Origin of the sequence: Burkholderia sp. Ac-20379 (assembly GCF_017104645.1) — a bacterium.
GTDB lineage: Bacteria > Pseudomonadota > Gammaproteobacteria > Burkholderiales > Burkholderiaceae > Burkholderia.
In genome coordinates this window covers 25,165-42,905 of record NZ_JAAGPF010000026.1, presented here as the reverse complement: position 1 = coordinate 42,905, position 17,741 = coordinate 25,165, and the positions used below count along the sequence as shown (strand labels likewise).

The following is a 17,741-nucleotide window of genomic DNA, read 5'->3' as shown; positions in this document are numbered from 1 at the left end:
TAGCCCCGTTCCGTGATTTGCCGAACCGCTTCCTGCTTGAATTCCGGGGTAAATCTCTGTGCACTCATGACGCCCTCCTATGCTCAAATCATAGGCCGGCAGCGTCTAGCATTCCCTGGGCAGTCCACGGTAATCTTCTTCCTGTACGCCAACGCGGCGTACCTGCCATGCTCAAGATCTCGCAAGCACCCGAGGAGCAGGCAGGCAGTCGCCTAATGGTGTGGTGGGACGGTGACGGTGCGGCGCCCGTGCTCGCTCACGACGGCGAAGCGTTGCTTATGGTGCGTGCGCAAGGCTCAGTCTCGCTCACGCAGATGGTAAAACAGGGACGCGATGACGAGGCAACACACATCTTGTGTACAACCGCCTCACATCTACACAGGCCGCGTGCCGAACCGATTCCTGCAATGGTTACATTGACGCAATGGTTCGACTCGCTGCTATCCAGTACTGGCATGCACGGCCGCTTTTTCGATCACTGCGCACGTACTGCACGCGAACTGCTGGGAACACCTCGCGACGTCACGGTGTTACACGGCGACATTCACCACGGCAATGTGCTCGACTTTGAGCGTTATGGCTGGCTCGCTATAGATCCAAAGGGCTTGTATGGTGAGCGCTGCTTCGACTATGCGAACCTCTTCTGCAATCCAGACGGCGAAAGCGCATTGGCACCGGGAGTCTTCGCGCGGCGCATTGAGTTGGTTAGCACGGTCTCCCGTATCGAGCGTCGCCGACTTCTACAATGGGTGTTCGCGTGGGCTGGTCTATCGACGGTTTGGATGCTCGAAGATGGCGACGATGCAGGCAGCACATTGGAAGTAGGGAAACTCGCGGCGTCTGCGCTTGGTATTGTCGATTAAGTCTTCAGATGCAACGCTTACAGCAAATATAAACAGAGCCTGGGGGAGCAACGATCAACGAAGGCCGACGGGCATTTTCCAGGGCAGCAGCGCGTCATAATCATCGACGGTCTTGGCCATCGGGAGATGCTGGAACAGCCAGGTGAGATAGCAATACGGGTCGATACCGTTAGCCTTACAGGTTTCGACCAGCGAGTAGAGATTTGCACTCGCGTTTGCACCGTCAACGGTGTCGGCGAACAGCCAGCCGCGGCGCCCGACGCAGAACGGTCTGATGGAATTCTCGCAGGGATTGTTCGATATCGGCCAGTTGCCATTCTCGACGTAGCGGACCAGCTTCGGCCATTGTCCATGCAGATAGGTGAGCGCTTTTCCGAGCAGGCTCTGCGGCACGACGCCAGGTGACTGTTCGATCATCAGCTTCTCGATGGCATCGAGCACACGCACGCTGTATCGTCGTCGCAATCGTTGCCGCCGCTCAGCCTCCCATGTTTCACTGCGTGCTTCGGCGGCGAACAGTTTGCCGATCAGTTTGATGAAGCGTGTCGCGAGCAGATCGGGCGTACGTGCGGCCTTCGGTACGTTGTCCTCGGCCTTGACGAAGTAGCGTCTGGCGTGAACCCAGCAGCCGAGGTGCACGAGCTGGTAGCGCTGCGCGATCTCGTTGTAGGGCTCATATCCGTCGCTCATCAGGACCGCATCCTTGCGGATGCCGGCGAACAGTTTGTCAGCGAGCTTCGCACCGCGTCCTGCCGTGTAACTGTAGCAGCGGATCGGGATACCCGAACCGCTCATCTGCGCCCACATGTAGCTCTTCGTTTGCGGCTTGCGGCCTTCTTCCTTGAGTACCTGCAATGTCGTCTCGTCGCTCAGGACGATGGCGGCCTCGAGCAGCGCGTCACGCATCAGGTTGATCACAGGCTGCGTGGCCAGACCGGCGCGCACCATGCTGACGGCAACCGTGTTCGACGAGATGTCGCCGCCGAAGCGGCGCAGCAGACCCGCCTGACGATAGATCGGCATGCCAAACTGGAACTTGCCCGCTGCGATCCACGCCAGCGCTGATTCGGTGAGCCGCCCACGCGGGATGATGCGCGGTGGTGCCGGCGTGACCTTGATGCCCAGATCGCAGCACGGGCACGCGTATTTGACACGCTGGTGCTGGATCACGCGCAGTTGCTCGGGGATCACATCGAGCTGCTCGCTGATCTCCACGCCGAACTCAACGAGCGCATGACCGTCATTCGTGCAGAAGCGCTCGGCTTCGGGAAGTTCGTGCCGCACGACCTCGCGTGGCAGATGGGGATCGAGTGGCGTGCGGTGGCCGCGCTTCTTGCGCGTGTGTGCGGCGCTCGTCGTTGAGGGGATGTCTTCCTGCGCAGGCGTCGCGTTCGCACCAAGCGCTTCGGCTTCGTTGAACAGGCCCGGCTGGTCGGAATCCCTCGCTTCGCTCTTCGCACCGAACAGTTCGCGCCGGTAGGCACGCAACCGTTCTTCGGCAAGATCGCGTTCCGTTGTCACGAAACGCAGCGTGCCACGTAGTTCATCGCGCTCGTGTTGAAGCGCTGCGTGCTCCTCGCGTATCGCGAGCAGCGCAGCAAGTTCGTCGGCAGTGATGGTGACCTCGATCGGCATGCAGATTAGACTGACATGCCGATCCCGTGTTCAGCTCACCCGCAGATATTCCTGCTTCGGATGCCGCCGGATCGCGGTGATGTCGTCACCGTCTAGCAGCGCGTGCAGCACATCGGTCGTCAGCTTCACGACCACGGCCTTGTTGTCGGGCCAGATGAAGCAGCTCGTCTCCAGGCGTTTCATCAGAAGCCAGAAACCGCTGCCATCCCAGGCCAGAATTTTTATCCGGTCGCGACGGCGGTTGCCGAAGATGTAAAGCGAAGCGTCCATCGGGTTCAGCCGCATCGACTGCTCGACTAGAATCGACAGGCTGTTCATGCCGTGGCGGAAGTCGACGGGGTCGCGGTGCAGATACACCTTCAGGTTGTCGTCGAAGCGGAACAAGGCAGCCTCCCCAGGATCTGGACCAGCGTCGTCAGTTCGTCGATGGTCGCGATCGCTCCACCGAGCTCGAGCGCGACACCGTTCGACAGCCGTACATGCAACGTGAGCGTCATCGACGGCGGTGGTAACGGTTCAGCTCGTGTGGTCGATGGCGGTGCCGCGATGACCGGCACGAACGCGGATGGCGTTACCGTGACGGGGGTATATTTGTGCGAACCCGGCAGATCGATGCTCACGCCGTCGTTGCTCTCATCGGTCTGCGTCAGCTCGCGTTCATCGTTGCCGTGATCCTGCGGCACCGACGACATGCCTTTCTCGCGCTCCATCAGGTACTTCGTGATCCACTTGCGTAGCAGGTTGGCGTTGATCCCGTGCTCCTGCGCCAGACGCGCGACCGACGCTCCTGGACGCAACGCAGCTTCAATCAGCACGCGCTTGCTCTTCTCGTCGTAGCGGCGACGTCCATCGCTGCTTTGCCGAACAACTCTTAACTCTGAGTGTTTGTCTGCCATAGGTGTCCACCTCAAAATAGGTGGACACCTATGCTCCTCGCACCGGTCAAAATTTGACAGACGTTAAAGATGGACCGCTTACGATCCAGCACATTGGAAATCTATAGCCCGAACCCAACCGATTTCCTCAATATCGAACGCGCGATTTCCTGCATCAAGGAGGATCGGCGCTGGCGCTTTTCCGAATCGGGAGCGGTTCAAGCGTTCGAAGATTCGTCCTTGTATTCCGCTCTGAAGATCAAAGACCGATTCACGCCCGCAACGCTCAAGGCCTATGCCGAAGCGATCGGCATCGAGGCCTTCGATCCATCGTATTACAGCCCGGAGCGGGGATTTTTCCTGATCGAAAAGAACGGCGCGGCGGCGAAAAACATGGGCACGTATTCCTTGAGCGAGGCGCGCGCCGCCGGGCGTTGAGGGAATCCGCTCGCGTCGGATCGCAATCACGCGCCGCAAGCGCAGGCGCAGGCTCAGGCGCGCGGCAAGCTCAACTCGAAGATCGAACCGCCGGATGCCGACGTGCGATAGCCGGCCTTCCCGCCATGGGCCAGCGCGATCGCGCGAACCACGGAGAGGCCCAGGCCGGCGCCGCCGAATTTTCTCGAACGCGACGCATCGGCTCGCGTGAACGGCTCGAAAACCAACGGCGCAAAATCCGCGGACAGGCCGGGGCCTTCGTCCTCGACCGCCAGCAACAGCCAGGTATCCCGCCCGCTCAGCGATATCCGCAAGCGGCCGGGCACCGCGTAGCGGCGGGCGTTGTCCAGCAGCGCCAGCAGGGCCTGCTTGACCCTGGCGCCGTCGCACGGCGCCACTTCGGCGGCCAAATCCACTTCCAGCGTGAACCCGGCATCGTTCAAGGCGTCGCCGACCGAATCGATCGCGCGCCGGATCTCGATGTCGATCCGTGTCGGTTCGATAAACATCTCCAGCCGCCCGATATCCTGCAGCGTCATGATGTAGAGATCGTCGACGATTCTCGTCAGGCCCTCCACCTGAAAGAGCAGCCCGCGAATCTGGGCGTCGTCCGGCGAAAAGACCCCGTCGCGAATGCCCTGCAAGCGGCCCCGCAGGATGGTCAGCGGCGTACGCAACTCGTGCGCGATCGCGGCGTTCCATTCCGTCATGTCCGAGGTCATGCGCTGCAATCGCACCGCCATGCCATTGAAATCGTCGACGAGCAGCGCGGTGTCGCCAAGCGAGCGGTCGCCGGGCAAGGCGCGCGCGTCGAGGTCCCCCGCGGCGATTCGCCGGGCGCTCTCCGCGACCGAATTGAGCGGCGCCAGAATCCGCTTGGCCAAACGCGACGCCACCACCACGGCGACCACCAGCCCGATCAGCAGCAGGATCGCGAAAATCAGGTAATCCTGCGAGTCGGGAATGAACGCGTCCTCGATGGTCCGCGGCTCCGGCGGGGCCAGCGAAGCCGCCGTCAGCAAGCCATAGATGACGAACGACCCCACGAACAGAATCAGCGCCGTGATAACGGACACCAGCCCCATGGACAGCACGATCTGCCGCCCGAGGCGCCCGCGGGATTTCGTGGCGTTCTGCGCCGGGCCGTGCATCAAAGCCCCGTGAGCTTGTAGCCGACGCCGCGCACCACCGCGAGCATGTCGGCCGCCCCGGCCTTCTCGAGCTTCTTGCGCAGGTTGCTGACGTGGCTGTCCACGGTGCGCTCGAGCGCCCCGCTGCCCGGCAGGCACGCATCGATCAGCTCGCTGCGCGTAAAGACGCGGTGCGGATTTTTCGCCATGTGCGTCAACACCCGAAACTCGGTGAGCGTCAGGGACAGTTGCACGCCGGGCCCGCTCTCGCGCGTCGAATGCGCGCCCCGAACGCTCGCCACGTAGCTTTCCGTATCGATCTCGAGACGCCCGACGCGGATCACCGGCTCGCTGCGCGAGGTCAGCGTGCGACGGAGCACGGCGCCGACCCGGGCGACGACCTCGACCGGGTTGAACGGCTTGACGATGTAGTCGTCCGCACCGATGCGCAGCCCCTGCAAGCGGTCGATATCCTGATTCAGCGCGGTCAGCACGACGACCGGCGTGTCGCCCCGGCGGCGCAGTTCCGCCAGCACCTCCCACCCGTCCTTGCCCGGCAGCTTGATGTCCAGCAGCACCAGGTCGGGCTTCAGCAAGAGCTGAACGTCCAGGGCCGATTGCCCGTTCGCCACCTTGTAGGTGCGGTAGCCCTCGCGAGTCAGATACGCGTCCAGGATGTCCGCGATTTCGGGCTCGTCTTCCGCGATAAGTATGAGGGCAGTCATTTCAAAGAGAGCATCGACACAGATGCGACATCGTGAAAGGAGGAACGAGACGGCACAACCCCCTCCATCGAATCTCCATCATATCTCAACGAAACCCCCTCTTTTTGCGCCGCGGCACGGCTTTCCGGCGGCGGATTTCGCCGCGTTCGCACAATCTCCACACGGCCTCCATCGATTGCCGACGAAGCGCTGCGAGCATGCGGCCTTTACCTTTCAATGGTCAAGGTTCAGTCAGAACGTGAAGACATATCACCACACAGTCGCGACGGCGGGAACCGCGGTCGGTGCGGCGCTGCTGCTCTTGCTCGCGGGCTGCGACGCGCGGCAGCGCGACCCCGCGGCGGAAGCGCCGCAGCGCGTGCGTGTCGGGGCGATGACGCTGCAAGCGCAGCCGGTGCCGCTGACGGTGGAGCTCCCCGGGCGGATCGTCGCCGAGCTGCAGTCGGAGGTTCGCCCGCAAGTCGATGGCGTCATCGTCCAACGCCTGTTCGTGGAAGGCGCCGCCGTCCAGGCCGGTCAGCCGCTCTACAAGCTCGACGCCGCCAGCTATCGGGCGGCCCGCGATTCCGCAGCGGCCGAGCTGACCCGAGCCCAGGCCGCGATCCCGGCCGTGCTCGCGAAAGCGGATCGCAACCGGTCGCTGTTCCAGCAAGACGCCATCAGCAAGCAGGAATTCGAGCAATCGTCGGATGCGCTTTCTCAGGCGCGGGCGAGCGTGGCGACCGCCAGGGCCGCGCTCGACACCGCGAACATCAACCTCGCCCGCACGGTCATCCGCGCACCCATCTCGGGCCGCATCGAGCGCTCGTCGCTCACGCCCGGCGCGCTGGTCAGCGCCAATCAAACGACCGCGCTGACCACCATACAACGGCTCGACAACGTGTACGTGGACTTGACGCAGTCGAGCACGCGCTACCTCGACCTGCGCGAAGCCATCGACAGCGGCCGGGTTGTCCGGGCCGGGCGCGAATTGCCCATCACGTTGAAGCTGGAAAACGGCACGACGTATCCGCAGCAGGGAACGCTCGAATTCGGGGAAGCGAGCGTCTCCCCATCGACGGGCACGTACGCGCTGCGCGCGCAGGTGCCCAACCCGAAGCACCTGCTGCTGCCGGGCATGTATGTCCGGGCGGTGATCCGGGAAGGCACGATCCCGCATGCGTATCTGGTGCCGCAGCGCGCGGCCGGGCGGAATACGCGCGGCGAGGCAACCGCGCTGGTCGTTCGCCACGGCGTGGTCATGACCGTGGTGTTGCCCGACGCGAAGGAGCACGGCAACGACTGGCTGGTGGAGCACGGCTGGGTGGCCGGCGACAAGCTCGTTGTCGAAGGGTCCCAGCAAGTCCGCGACGGCGATGCGGTCGACGTTCAGGACGTCGCGCTGGATCCGGCCACGGGCAAGGTGCGCCCCGTCGAGGCGGCGGCCGCCTCCGCGCCCGCGCGCCCGGGCAGCGCCGGCGGCGCGCCCGCCCTGAACGCCCAACCTGACGCTACCCGGAACTAGGACGACGATGTCGGCATTCTTCATCAAGCGCCCCATCTTCGCATGGGTCATCGCCATCACGATCATGCTCTGGGGCCTGCTGGCCCTGCAGCGTCTGCCCGTCGCGCAGTACCCGGAGATCGCCCCCACGACCATCTCCATCCTCGCCTCGTACAACGGCGCCGATGCGAAGACGATCGAGGATTCCGTCACGCGCGTCATCGAACAGGGGATGACCGGCCTCGACAACCTGATGTACATGTCGGCGAGCTCCGACTCGTCGGGCGAGGTCGAGATTCGCGTGACGTTCAACAACCGGGCCAATGCGGACGTGGCCCAGATGCAGGTTCAGAACCGCCTTCAACTGGTCACGTCGCAGCTTCCCACCGTCGTGCAAACGACCGGCCTCACGGTGTCGAAATCGTCGGCCGCGTTCGCGATGGTGCTGGGCGTGATATCGAAGGACGGCAAGCTCGGCGCCGTCGATCTCGACGACTATGTCGGAAGCACGCTCCAGGAGCAGATACGCCGGGTGGACGGCGTCGGCAACACGCAGTTGTTCGGCTCGAGCTACGCCATGCGCATCTGGCTGGACCCGAATCAACTGGCCAAGTACGCGCTGATGCCCGGCGACGTGGAAACGGCGGTTCGCGCGCAGAACGTACAGGTGTCGGCGGGTCAGCTCGGCTCGCTGCCCGCGAGGCCGGGGCAACAGCTCAATGCGACGGTGACGTCGCAGAGCCGGTTGCAGACGCCCGCGCAATTCGAGGACATCATCCTCAAGAGCGCGTCCGACGGCTCGGTGGTGCGCGTCAAGGATGTCGCCCGCGTTCAGCTCGGCGCCGAGAACTACAACTACGCCTCGACCTACAACGGCATGCCGGCGTCGTCGATGGGCGTCAATCTGGCCGCGGGGGCCAACGCGATCGAAACCGCGAAGGCCATCAAGCGCCTGGTGGCCTCGATGAAATCGACGTTCCCGCCCGGGGTCGAGGTGGTCTATCCGTACGATACGACGCCCTTCGTTCAGTTGTCCATTCACGAAGTCGTGAAGACGCTGATCGAAGCGGTCGTGCTGGTCTTCATCGTCATGCTGGTGTTCCTGCAGAACGTGCGGGCCACGCTGATTCCCGCGCTGGCGATACCGGTCGTGCTGCTGGGCACCTTCGGCGTGCTCGCGATGTTCGGATATTCGGTGAACACCTTGACGATGTTCGCGATGGTGCTGGCCATCGGCCTGCTCGTCGACGATGCGATCGTGGTGGTGGAGAACGTCGAGCGCGTGATGGCGGAGGAGCGGCTCTCCCCGCGCGACGCGACCCTCAAGTCGATGGGCGAGATCAGCGGCGCGCTGATCGGCATTGCAACGGTGCTCTCGGCGGTGTTCGTGCCGATGGCGTTCACCAGCGGCGCAACCGGCACGATCTATCGCCAGTTCTCCGTCACCATCGTGACGGCGATGCTGCTGTCGGTCGGCGTCGCGCTGATTTTCTCGCCGGCGCTGTGCGCGACGATGCTTCGGCCGCCTGGCGAGCACGCTCGCGCCGGCGGGTTTTCGGGCTGGTTCAATCGGCACTTCGAGCGCGGCTCGCGCGCGTATCGGCGCGGGCTTTCCGGCATGCTCGCGCGCGGCCGCCGCTTCCTGGCGATCTACGTGGCGCTCATTGCCGCCACCGGCTGGATGATGGCGCGCCTGCCGAGCTCGTTTCTTCCTCAGGAAGACCAAGGCACGCTCCTGACCTCGGTGCAGTTGCCCAACGGCGCGATGAACTATCGAACGCGCGACGTGCTGAATGCGGTCGAGCAATATTTCCTGCAGAACGAGAAGGCCGCCGTGGACGGCGTGCTGTCCGTCGAGGGATACGGCTTTGGGGGATCGGGCCAGAGTTCGGCGATGGTCTATGTGCGCCTCAAGGATTTCGACGCGCGCCGATCGAACACGCTTTCGGCACAAGCCATCGCGGCGCGGGCCGGCGCCGCGTTCGCCAAATTGCGCGATGCGCAGGTGTACGTTCTCGCGCCGCCGGTGATCGAGGGCGTCGGCAACTCGAGCGGCTTCGAGTTCTATCTCGAGGACGTCAACGGCGTGGGCCGAGAACGCCTGGAGCAGGTCCGGGACCAGCTCATTGCGGCGGCGGGCAAGCAGCCGCTGTTGGCCAACGTGCGGCCGACCGGCCAGGAATCGAAGCCTCAATTCCTCGTCGATATCGACCAGGCCAAGGCCAGCGCGCTCGGCCTCAATATCGGCGACATCAACAACACGCTGTCGGCGGCCTGGGGTGGAAGCTATATCAACGATTTCGTCGACCGCGGCCGCGTGAAGCGCGTCTATCTGCAGGCGGACTACGACTTTCGGATGCAACCCAGCGATCTGAATGCCTGGCATGTGCGCAGCAGTACGAACCAGATGGTTCCCTTCTCCTCGTTCGCCGACGGACGATGGACTTACGGCCCCACGCGTCTGGAGCGTTACAACGGCATTTCCGCGTTCCAGATTCAAGGGGAACCGGCATCGGGCGTCAGCTCGGGCGCGGCCATGAAGGCGATCGACCAACTGGTCGCGCATCTGCCGCCGGGCTTCCGCCACGAGTGGACCGGCATTTCCCTCGAGGAGCAAAGCGCAAGCAAGCAGGCGGCGGGGCTGTATGCGATTTCCGTGCTGGTCGTGTTTCTCTGCCTGGCCGCGCTCTACGAGAGCTGGGCCATTCCGTTCGCCGTGATGCTGTCCGTGCCCGTGGGTGTCGCCGGCGCACTGGCGGCGGCCTTCCTCGGCGGCCAGGCGAACGACGTGTACTTCAAGGTGGGCTTGCTCACGACGGTCGGGCTTGCCGCCAAGAACGCCATTCTCATCGTCGAGTTCGCGATGCACCGGCTGGCCCAGGGCGCGCCGCTTCTGGAGGCCGCCCTCGACGCGGCACAGCAGCGCCTGCGGCCCATTCTCATGACCTCGCTTGCGTTCATTGCCGGCGTGATGCCGCTTGCGATCGCGAGCGGCGCCGGCTCCGGTGCGCAGAATGCCGTCGGCATCGGCGTGCTCGGCGGCATGACGGCCGCGACGGTGCTTGGCATCTTCTTCGCGCCGCTGCTGTTCGTGGCGGTCAAGGCCGCATCGGGCCGGCGCAACGGTACGCACATTGACAACACTTGATCGAAGCAAGACGATGATCGACAACGATTTCACGCATCGAGACGACGACGGCGCAACGCTGCGCAAACGCTCGACGCATTCCGCCATCGGGCGAATCGCGTTGACCGCCCTGGCGCCGGCCATATTGAGCGCATGCGCGGTCGGCCCCGATTACCACGCCGTCGTGCCGAGCGTGCCGTTGCAGTGGCACGCCACGGCCGAGCAGGACGCCGCCATCGATCCGCGCCCGCCGCGCAGGGGCGCATGGTGGAAGCAGCTCGGCGACCCCATGCTCGACACGCTGATCGCCGATGCGGCGGCCGGCAGCCTGGATCTGGCGAGCGCGCGGGCGAAAGTCAGGGAGGCTCGCGCGCTCGCACGTCAGGCCGGCGCGGCGCGCTACCCGTCGCTCGCGGGCACCGCGTCCTACAAACGCGGCGGCGGCAGCGGCGCCGCCCTGGGCTCGACGAACGCGGCGGCCCTCACCAACGCGCCATCGGCCGACACGCAGGCCTCCAGCGGCCCGTCGTCCCTGTATCAGGCAGGCTTCGATGCCAGTTGGGAACTCGATATCTTCGGCGCGAATCGCCGCGCGGCGGAATCGGCCCAATACGGTCTCGACGCCGCCGAGTGGACGCTGCGTGCCTCGCGACTGACGCTCATCGGCGACGTCGCGACCTACTACGTCGCGGCGCGCGGGTATCAGGCGCGGCTCGCGCTCGCGCGCAATACCGCGGCGTCTCAGGAAGCGACGGCCAGGCTCACGCGCGTGCGATACGCGGCGGGCGCGGTGTCCGCGCTCGATGTGGCCAATGCCGACGGCTTGGCCCAGACCACCCGTTCCTCGATCCCCGAACTCGAGACGTCGTATCTGCAGGCCGTCGCCGCGTTGGCCGTCGTGAGCGGCAAGGCCCCCGACGCGCTCATCGACCGCATGGCGGCGCCCGGCCCGATCCCGCAGCCCGACCTTCCCGTGCCGGCCGGCGTGCCTGCCGACATCCTGCTGGCACGCCCGGACGTTCGGTCGGCGGAGCGCCACTATGCGCAATACACCGCAAAGCTGGGCCAAGCCGAAGCGGCGCGCTATCCGAGCGTCACGTTGACCGGCAACATCGTGACGTCCGGAACGCAATTCGGCGACCTCGGCAGCCGCTCGACGATCGGCTGGTCGATCGGGCCGTCGCTCAGTATTCCGATCTTCAACGCGGGCAGGCTCAAGGCGGCCGTCGAGATGGCGGACGCGCAGCGCGAGCAATACTTCATCGCCTACAACGCATCGGTGCTGTCGGCCCTGAAGGACGTGGAGAACGCCGGCGTCGCGCTGTCTCGCGAAACGGCGCGCGTGCGGGCGCTTCAGGCGTCCGCACGATCGTACGAGCAGGCCGCGACGCTGGCGCGGGCGCTCTTCGATGCCGGCTCGACCGGCTTCCTCGACGCACTGATCGCCGAGCGCGCCCAGCTATCCGCCCGGGATGCGCTGATTCAAAGCCAGGTTCTCATCGCGAACGACTACATCGCGCTCAACAAGGCGCTTGGCGGCGGCTGGGACGGGATTGCCGATTCACGGTGACCGAGGCGGCCGCGCGACGCTCCGTGCTCGGTATCGTGACGCGGAACGCGAACCGGCCACTACGTGATTGGACGCTAAAGCGTCGCGCGATTCGAGGGCGGTGGACGTCGCTCAGACAATACGACGTTCGCAGCGTCACGCCCAGGTTGTGTTAGCGGCTCTAGACTCCAATCATTTCGCCAGCAGCCAGGGCGTGAAGACACGGTTCACCGAAGAGCAGATCATCGGTTGCGTGCGCAAGGGTTGGAACAATCAATGCGCCGAAGCATGACGCATCCGATAAGACCCGGGAGACGTACCGTATTCCTTCCGGAACGCCCTCCCAAGATGCGACGCGTCGGAAAATCCGCACGAGATGGCGATATCCGATGCAGACCGGTCGGAGCTTGCAAGCAGCCATGCGGCGCTTCGCACCCGCATCTGCCTTGAGAACGCACTGGGCGTTTTTCCGACTTCGGATGAGAACAGGCGTTCCATTTGCCGAACGGACAAATCCAGGCGCCGTGCGAGTTCGGCCAACGACAACGGATTTCCGATGTGCTGCTCCATGATCAGCACGGCACGGCGAATCCGCGGGTGCATCGCCGCGGCCGCGTGGGTCGAATACGGTTGAGGCGCACTGCCCTTTTGGGTGTCGTTGACGATCAAAATTCGCAATGCCTTCTGAACAACGCTGGCATCGACATGGCGCAAGAGGATCGTTGCAGCGACGTCGATCGAGGCTCGCCCGCCGGAACACGTAATGCGCCCCCGATCGACCACGAACAGCCGGTCGGCAACGATGTCGCGCTCGTCGAAAGCCGGAAACCGTTCGACAAAATCGACATAGTGAAACCAGCTCACGCAAATCCGATATCGATCCATGGTTCCGGCTCGCACCAGCGCGAATGCGCCAGTGCAAAGTCCGACGATCACGGTCTTGCACTGCGCGCTTGCACGGATGAACGCCAGCGTCGCGTCGCTGGCGGCCGGACCGGCGTGCAACAAGCCGCCGATTACGATCAGGTAGTCGAACGCCGCCTCTTCATCAAAGTGCTTCCACGGCGCGACTTGAATTCCGCAACTGGCGCGTACCGGCGCCAGCGATTCACCGACGATCACCCACGTGCATCGCACCGGCCGGCTGCAGTCTCCTTCATCGCTGGCCAGCCGCAACATGTCGACGAACCCTGAGAACGCCGTCAGCGTGAAATTCGGCAGGAGCACGATGCCAAAGCGAATCGGCGCCTCACCGATTTGACCGATTGGAGAATCCTGAGAAAACATGCATATCACCGATTATCGTGGCACCGCTGCGCGCGATCACCCGGGCTGTAAGCGGCTGGCGTTCGAACCTTCGGCACGAGAACACTGTGATCGTGTGGAGCGCACGTCGCGACATGCATCGTGCGCTCCCGGCTTGCGGATCCGACACCGGATGCAGGGCAGGCAATACGATCGGGCATGAAGCCTCGATTGCCATGCGAACCAGGGAACGTGTCCCCTGCGGCCTGGGTTTGAGAAGTGAAGTGACGCGCCGACAACCGCGGAGACCGGCCACGCGGCCAAGATCGTTTTCGCAGCTTCGGCGATCTCGATGCCGTCAGGCACGGTTGTCAGCCCGCGAAATGCTCGTCGCAACGAAGCGTCTCGCGGCCTCGGATCAGTGAAAGTTTTTTTCCGGCTCCGGCGCAAAGAGATGGCAAATCACCCCGCCAAAAGCAAGCGCCGCCACACAGCAACCGAGCGTGATATGCACCCCATATCCGCTCATGATGATCGGCAAAAGAAACGTCGCGCCAGCGCCGCCCACGCGACTCATGGCCACGGAAAACCCGATGCCGGAACCCCGGAGTTCAGTCGGAAACAGCTCGGGCAGATAGACATATTCGAGCACGCTGCTGCCGGACATCACCAATGCAAACGCGCAGAATATTGCCACAATCCAGAATGCCGGCATGCCTCCCCAAAAAGTCAGAATTGCAAGCGCCGCGGCATTGAAGTAGAACGACCCGGCCAAAAAAGCCCGACGGCTGATTTTGCCAACGACCCACAGCCCCAGAAAAACCCCCACGAACAATGAAACGTTATACACAACCACGCCGACGCTCGGATCCTTCACCTCGATCGCTTCCATGATTCTCGGAATGAATGCACCCAGCGCAAAGAGAGGAATGACCTGACAGAAATAAAACACCGATCCGACAAACGTACTTCTTCTCCATTTTTTACCAAACAACTGGGAAAACGATCCGGGCTTGATCTCCTTGCTCAAAATAGGCAGCGCCACATCTTCACCGAAATGCCGCACCACCACCTGTCGCGCATCCTCCACCCTGCCCTTGGAAAGCAACCAGAGCGGCGATTCGGGGGTTCCAAGACGAACGACAAGCGTGATCGCCGCCGGCACCGCGCAACTGACAAAGGCCAATTTCCAGGCGTCGCCCCCCAATCTCCCGATATAGAGGCCGGCAATGTAGGCAGTAACGAAGCCGGCATACCAAGCGACCATGATGGCGCTCATCATCCTCGCCCGATAACGCTTCGGAGACAGCTCGCTCATCAAAGACAGGCTAACGGCATAGTCCGCGCCGATTGCAATCCCCAAAATCACGCGCAGAACCAGAAGCTGAGCAGGGGAATGAACGAAATACTGAAGGACAGATACGACGACGAAAACTTCGACGGTCAGCACATAGATGCTTTTTCGACCGAACCGATCGACGACCAGCCCGGAAATCAAACTGCCTATCAGTATCCCGATGAGCGAACCGGATGCAATCAGCCCGGCCCAGAACGCGTCGATTTTCAGAGAAACAGTCGCCAGACTCAGCGCAATCCCGACGATTCCGATGATGTAGCCATCGGCGAACTGGCCGCCCATCGCGCCTGCGAGCGCCTTGAAATGTATCGTTCGAAGATCGGAATCCTCGAATCGGCATGGCGCCATCGATTGAACACCACCACCCTTTCCATACTCAACGACACTCATTGCATGCCTCCAATTTTTTCGTATTAGATGAAGCGACGATTACACCCAACCACCAGCCCAACGCATTTTTAATATGGGGAATCAGAAAGCCGGGCCATGGACCAACCCCATTCGCGAGCGGATTCGCTCAAGCGAGCCCATGGTTTCGGAGTGGGCCTGGCGAGGGGCGCGTCACACGCCCCGCTTCAAGTTCAAGACTCGCGACATCCCCAAAAACCGTTGCTTCGCGCAAGCCGGCTTCTGGGGACAGCGCTATTGGCGAGATATCGCTTCGCGCATCAACGGACAGAAGACCATCACCAGCCAAGCGATGTGAAGAGCCTCGGCACCTGATCCAATGTCGACAACGTGGTATCCGGGCTGTAATTCGGCAGCAATTTCCGGCCGGTCCCTCGGTCTATCCAGATGCAGCGAAATCCCATATCGCGTGCGGCGGCGTGGTCCAGGTGCGGACTGGCGCAGATATGCACAACCTCGTCTTTCGAAACACCGAGCGACGCATAGGTGTATTCGAATATGCGTTTGGAAGGCTTGTAGGCACCGGCCTGCTGCGCGGTGATCACCTTGTCGATGTGGCCGCCGAGCTGAGCGACATTGCCCGCGATGATTTCATCGTCGGTATTCGACACGATGCAGAGTCTGTACCCCATCGCCTTGAGGGCGCCCAATGCCTCGACGACCTCCGGGAACGGCGGCATGCTCGAAATGCTGGAAGTCAGAATCTCGGCGTCGCGCGCGCTGCCATCGAGCCCGAACGCGTCCAATGCAAGATTCAGCCCCAGGCCGGAAACTTCCCTGAACGAGCGGAACGGGGATTCCTGCTCGAGCGCGTGCTCATATCGATCGTAGGCCTCGATGAACGCGGTCACGTCCAGGCTGCCCGATTGTCGATCGTCGAGTATTGTCTGGACAGCATGACGCAGCCCCTCATCCCATTGAATCAAGGTGCCATAGCAGTCGAAAGTCAACCACTTCGGTTGTTTCGTTCCCATCAGCGACATCGTCGTCTCCCTCATCAAAAATAATAAAATCGCGTCCGTAGGCCGACGAGCGGCTCAGGACGCGTAATCGGATTGGGCCTTGTCGAGAAAGCGTTTGATGCTGGCGAAGTGAAGCCGCGCACTGTCGACGGCCGACGCCCGCTCCGCGGCCGCCACCGTTTTGACGATCCCGATGTCGACAGGCACGGTTTTCAATCCGGTGCTCAGCGCTTTCACCTGTGTTTCCGCCGCACGCTCGAGGAAATAGAGATCGTCCCAGGCTTCGGCAATGGACGGCGCGCCCACCGCCACCCCGTGGTTCTGCATGAATACGATCGGCTTGCCATCCATTGCATCGGCAATCCGATCGCCTTCGTTTTCGCTGAGCGCGAACCCGTTGTAGTTGCGATCAATCGCAATCCGGTCGTAGAACTTCATCGACGTTTGCAGCGACCAGTCGAACGGATCGATATCCAGCATGCACAGGCTGGTGGCATACGGCATGTGCGTGTGAAACAGGGCTTTCACGTCCGGCCGGCGCATATGGATGCGCGCGTGAATCCAGAATGCCGTCGCCTCGGGGCGGCCATTCCCCGAATAGACATTGCCCTCGAAATCGCAAACCGCGATCGAGGAAGCCACGACCTCCCGAAATGCCAGGCCATACGGGTTGATCAGGAAAAGATCGCTGCGTCCCGGCACCACCGCCGAAAAATGGTTGTCGACCCCCTCGCTGTATCCGTGGTGACCGCTGATTTGCAGCGCTGCCGCCAGTTCAACCCGCGCGTTCCAGATCGCATCGGTGTCGACATCGACATCGACGCCGCGCCCGCCGCTTTTGACTACCAGTTCAACTGCCATCGCCTACCTCCTCGTATTGATCGTCATGCCGGAAGCTCGCCCTTGCCTCTGAGGCCGCCCCTTTCACCGGAGCGTCCGACAGATTGCGTCGCGCTCATTTCGCATACCTGTATACAATCGTGAAAGAATACACATGTCAAGCACACTGACTCGCGCAAAGTCGCAGGGTTTACACGGAGCACTTGGTCGCTGCGCGGACATCAATCCCGTCGTCGCCGGATCGCGCAATGCAGCAAATCGCCCAATTGCATGCGTGTATACATCTGTGAGAGACTCGCCGATTGACCGGTCGAGCCGTCGAAAGCCGCTTGAACGGCCTCGCACGGGAGGCGTGTTTGGAGAGAGCAGATATGAGTGGAGCAGTCCCAACGTGGGAGCCTGTGAAGGCGCGCACCATGGTTGATGCCGCGGTCGACGCCATCGTCGCCGGCGCATCTCGGGGTTTGATCCTGCCCGGCGATCGGATCGTCGAATCCCAGATCGCGGAGAAACTGGGCGTGAGCCGCATTCCGGTGCGGGAAGCGCTTCGCATGCTCGAGATGCAGGGAATCGTCAGCAGCATTCCGAACAAGGGCATCCGGTTGACGCCCGTTACTCGTCAGCGGGTCGCGGATTTGCTCGAGGCTCGCATTGCCCTCGAACTGGTCGCCCTTCGAAAGATGGTTGCCGACAAACATCATCGTTCAGCCGACTTTCTGAAACGGCTGCGCAATCGGATCGACGTGATCGAACTGATGGCGCTACGTCAGGACCATTACGAGCTGGCGCTGGCCGACGTGGCATTTCATCGGGAAGTGGTCAAGATCGCCGGGAATGAAACCGTTCTCCATCTCTGGGAAGCAACGTCCCGCCAGCTTGTCATCGTCCTGGGCCTGACGACCGGGATGAACGACATGCTCAAGACGGTCGGCGAACATCGTGAGGTGTACGACGCGATCGAGAAAGGCGAGATATCGGAACTGGAACGTGTGTGGAGCGAGCACATCCACAAGCAGAGCCTCGAAGTCGACTACGAGACCATCATTTCCGAGCGCCGCGAAAAAATGCGAACAGCCTAGTCGGTCGTAAAATTTTCCCGCGACG

The 17,741-nt window shown here is 62.7% G+C and carries 15 protein-coding genes; 6 read left to right on the top strand and 9 right to left on the bottom strand.

What is annotated here, in order from left to right; all coding sequences use genetic code 11:
* Positions 1–110 precede the first annotated feature (110 nt).
* Complete coding sequence (locus G3N92_RS05800; protein WP_339385818.1) at positions 111–863, top strand: aminoglycoside phosphotransferase family protein; 753 nt, start codon at positions 111–113, stop codon at positions 861–863.
* Between the two features lie 54 nt (positions 864–917).
* On the opposite strand, the gene G3N92_RS05795 is transcribed toward G3N92_RS05800, so the two are convergent.
* The 3 genes from G3N92_RS05795 to G3N92_RS05785 are packed head-to-tail and all read right to left on the bottom strand — an operon-like array spanning position 918 to position 3,394.
* Positions 918–2,498 carry an IS66 family transposase gene (locus G3N92_RS05795; protein WP_206126503.1) on the bottom strand — a complete coding sequence of 527 codons (1,581 nt, stop codon included), beginning with the start codon at positions 2,496–2,498 and terminating at the stop codon, positions 918–920.
* A gap of 30 nt (positions 2,499–2,528) precedes the next feature.
* Complete coding sequence (gene tnpB / locus G3N92_RS05790; protein ID WP_206126502.1) at positions 2,529–2,882, bottom strand: IS66 family insertion sequence element accessory protein TnpB; 354 nt, start codon at positions 2,880–2,882, stop codon at positions 2,529–2,531.
* On the bottom strand, positions 2,858–3,394 hold the full coding sequence (locus G3N92_RS05785; protein ID WP_206126501.1) for a transposase: 537 nt from the start codon (positions 3,392–3,394) through the stop codon (positions 2,858–2,860). Before G3N92_RS05785 ends, tnpB begins: the two co-directional genes overlap by 25 nt.
* 93 nt (positions 3,395–3,487) lie before the next feature.
* Between G3N92_RS05785 and G3N92_RS05780 the strand changes: the two genes are divergently transcribed.
* On the top strand, positions 3,488–3,811 hold the full coding sequence (locus G3N92_RS05780; RefSeq protein WP_206126500.1) for a hypothetical protein: 324 nt from the start codon (positions 3,488–3,490) through the stop codon (positions 3,809–3,811).
* Between the two features lie 53 nt (positions 3,812–3,864).
* On the opposite strand, the gene G3N92_RS05775 is transcribed toward G3N92_RS05780, so the two are convergent.
* Entirely contained in the window at positions 3,865–4,962 is a 1,098-nt protein-coding gene (locus G3N92_RS05775; RefSeq protein ID WP_206126499.1) for an ATP-binding protein, read from the bottom strand.
* A complete protein-coding gene (locus G3N92_RS05770) occupies positions 4,962–5,666 on the bottom strand; it encodes a response regulator (protein WP_206126498.1) in 705 nt (234 codons plus the stop codon). Before G3N92_RS05770 ends, G3N92_RS05775 begins: the two co-directional genes overlap by 1 nt.
* Positions 5,667–5,904: 238 nt before the next feature.
* Here G3N92_RS05770 and G3N92_RS05765 point away from each other — a divergent pair, with 238 nt between their 5' ends.
* From G3N92_RS05765 to G3N92_RS05755, 3 genes are read left to right on the top strand one after another with little or no spacing between them, the layout of a single operon-like run.
* Positions 5,905–7,170, top strand: a complete 1,266-nt coding sequence (locus G3N92_RS05765) for an efflux RND transporter periplasmic adaptor subunit (protein ID WP_339385817.1) — start codon at positions 5,905–5,907, stop codon at positions 7,168–7,170.
* A gap of 7 nt (positions 7,171–7,177) precedes the next feature.
* The gene (locus tag G3N92_RS05760; RefSeq protein WP_206126497.1) at positions 7,178–10,297 is read left to right on the top strand and encodes an efflux RND transporter permease subunit; all 3,120 of its coding nucleotides are present in this window, start codon (positions 7,178–7,180) and stop codon (positions 10,295–10,297) included.
* Between the two features lie 13 nt (positions 10,298–10,310).
* Positions 10,311–11,846 (top strand): efflux transporter outer membrane subunit, encoded by a 1,536-nt coding sequence (locus G3N92_RS05755; protein ID WP_206126496.1) that lies wholly within the window; start codon positions 10,311–10,313, stop codon positions 11,844–11,846.
* Positions 11,847–12,098: 252 nt separating this feature from the next.
* Here the strand turns inward: G3N92_RS05755 and G3N92_RS05750 are convergent, their stop codons facing one another.
* The 4 genes from G3N92_RS05750 to G3N92_RS05735 form a co-directional block, all read right to left on the bottom strand.
* The gene (locus G3N92_RS05750) at positions 12,099–13,112 is read right to left on the bottom strand and encodes a GlxA family transcriptional regulator (RefSeq protein ID WP_206126495.1); all 1,014 of its coding nucleotides are present in this window, start codon (positions 13,110–13,112) and stop codon (positions 12,099–12,101) included.
* A 376-nt stretch (positions 13,113–13,488) separates the two neighbouring features.
* Positions 13,489–14,817 (bottom strand): MFS transporter, encoded by a 1,329-nt coding sequence (locus G3N92_RS05745; protein ID WP_206126494.1) that lies wholly within the window; start codon positions 14,815–14,817, stop codon positions 13,489–13,491.
* 296 nt (positions 14,818–15,113) lie between these two features.
* Positions 15,114–15,818, bottom strand: a complete 705-nt coding sequence (locus G3N92_RS05740) for a haloacid dehalogenase type II (protein WP_206126493.1) — start codon at positions 15,816–15,818, stop codon at positions 15,114–15,116.
* A gap of 54 nt (positions 15,819–15,872) precedes the next feature.
* Positions 15,873–16,658, bottom strand: a complete 786-nt coding sequence (locus G3N92_RS05735; RefSeq protein WP_206126492.1) for an aldolase — start codon at positions 16,656–16,658, stop codon at positions 15,873–15,875.
* A gap of 395 nt (positions 16,659–17,053) precedes the next feature.
* On the opposite strand from G3N92_RS05735, the gene G3N92_RS05730 reads away from it, so the two are divergent.
* The gene (locus G3N92_RS05730) at positions 17,054–17,716 is read left to right on the top strand and encodes a GntR family transcriptional regulator (protein ID WP_206126491.1); all 663 of its coding nucleotides are present in this window, start codon (positions 17,054–17,056) and stop codon (positions 17,714–17,716) included.
* Positions 17,717–17,741: the final 25 nt, after the last annotated feature.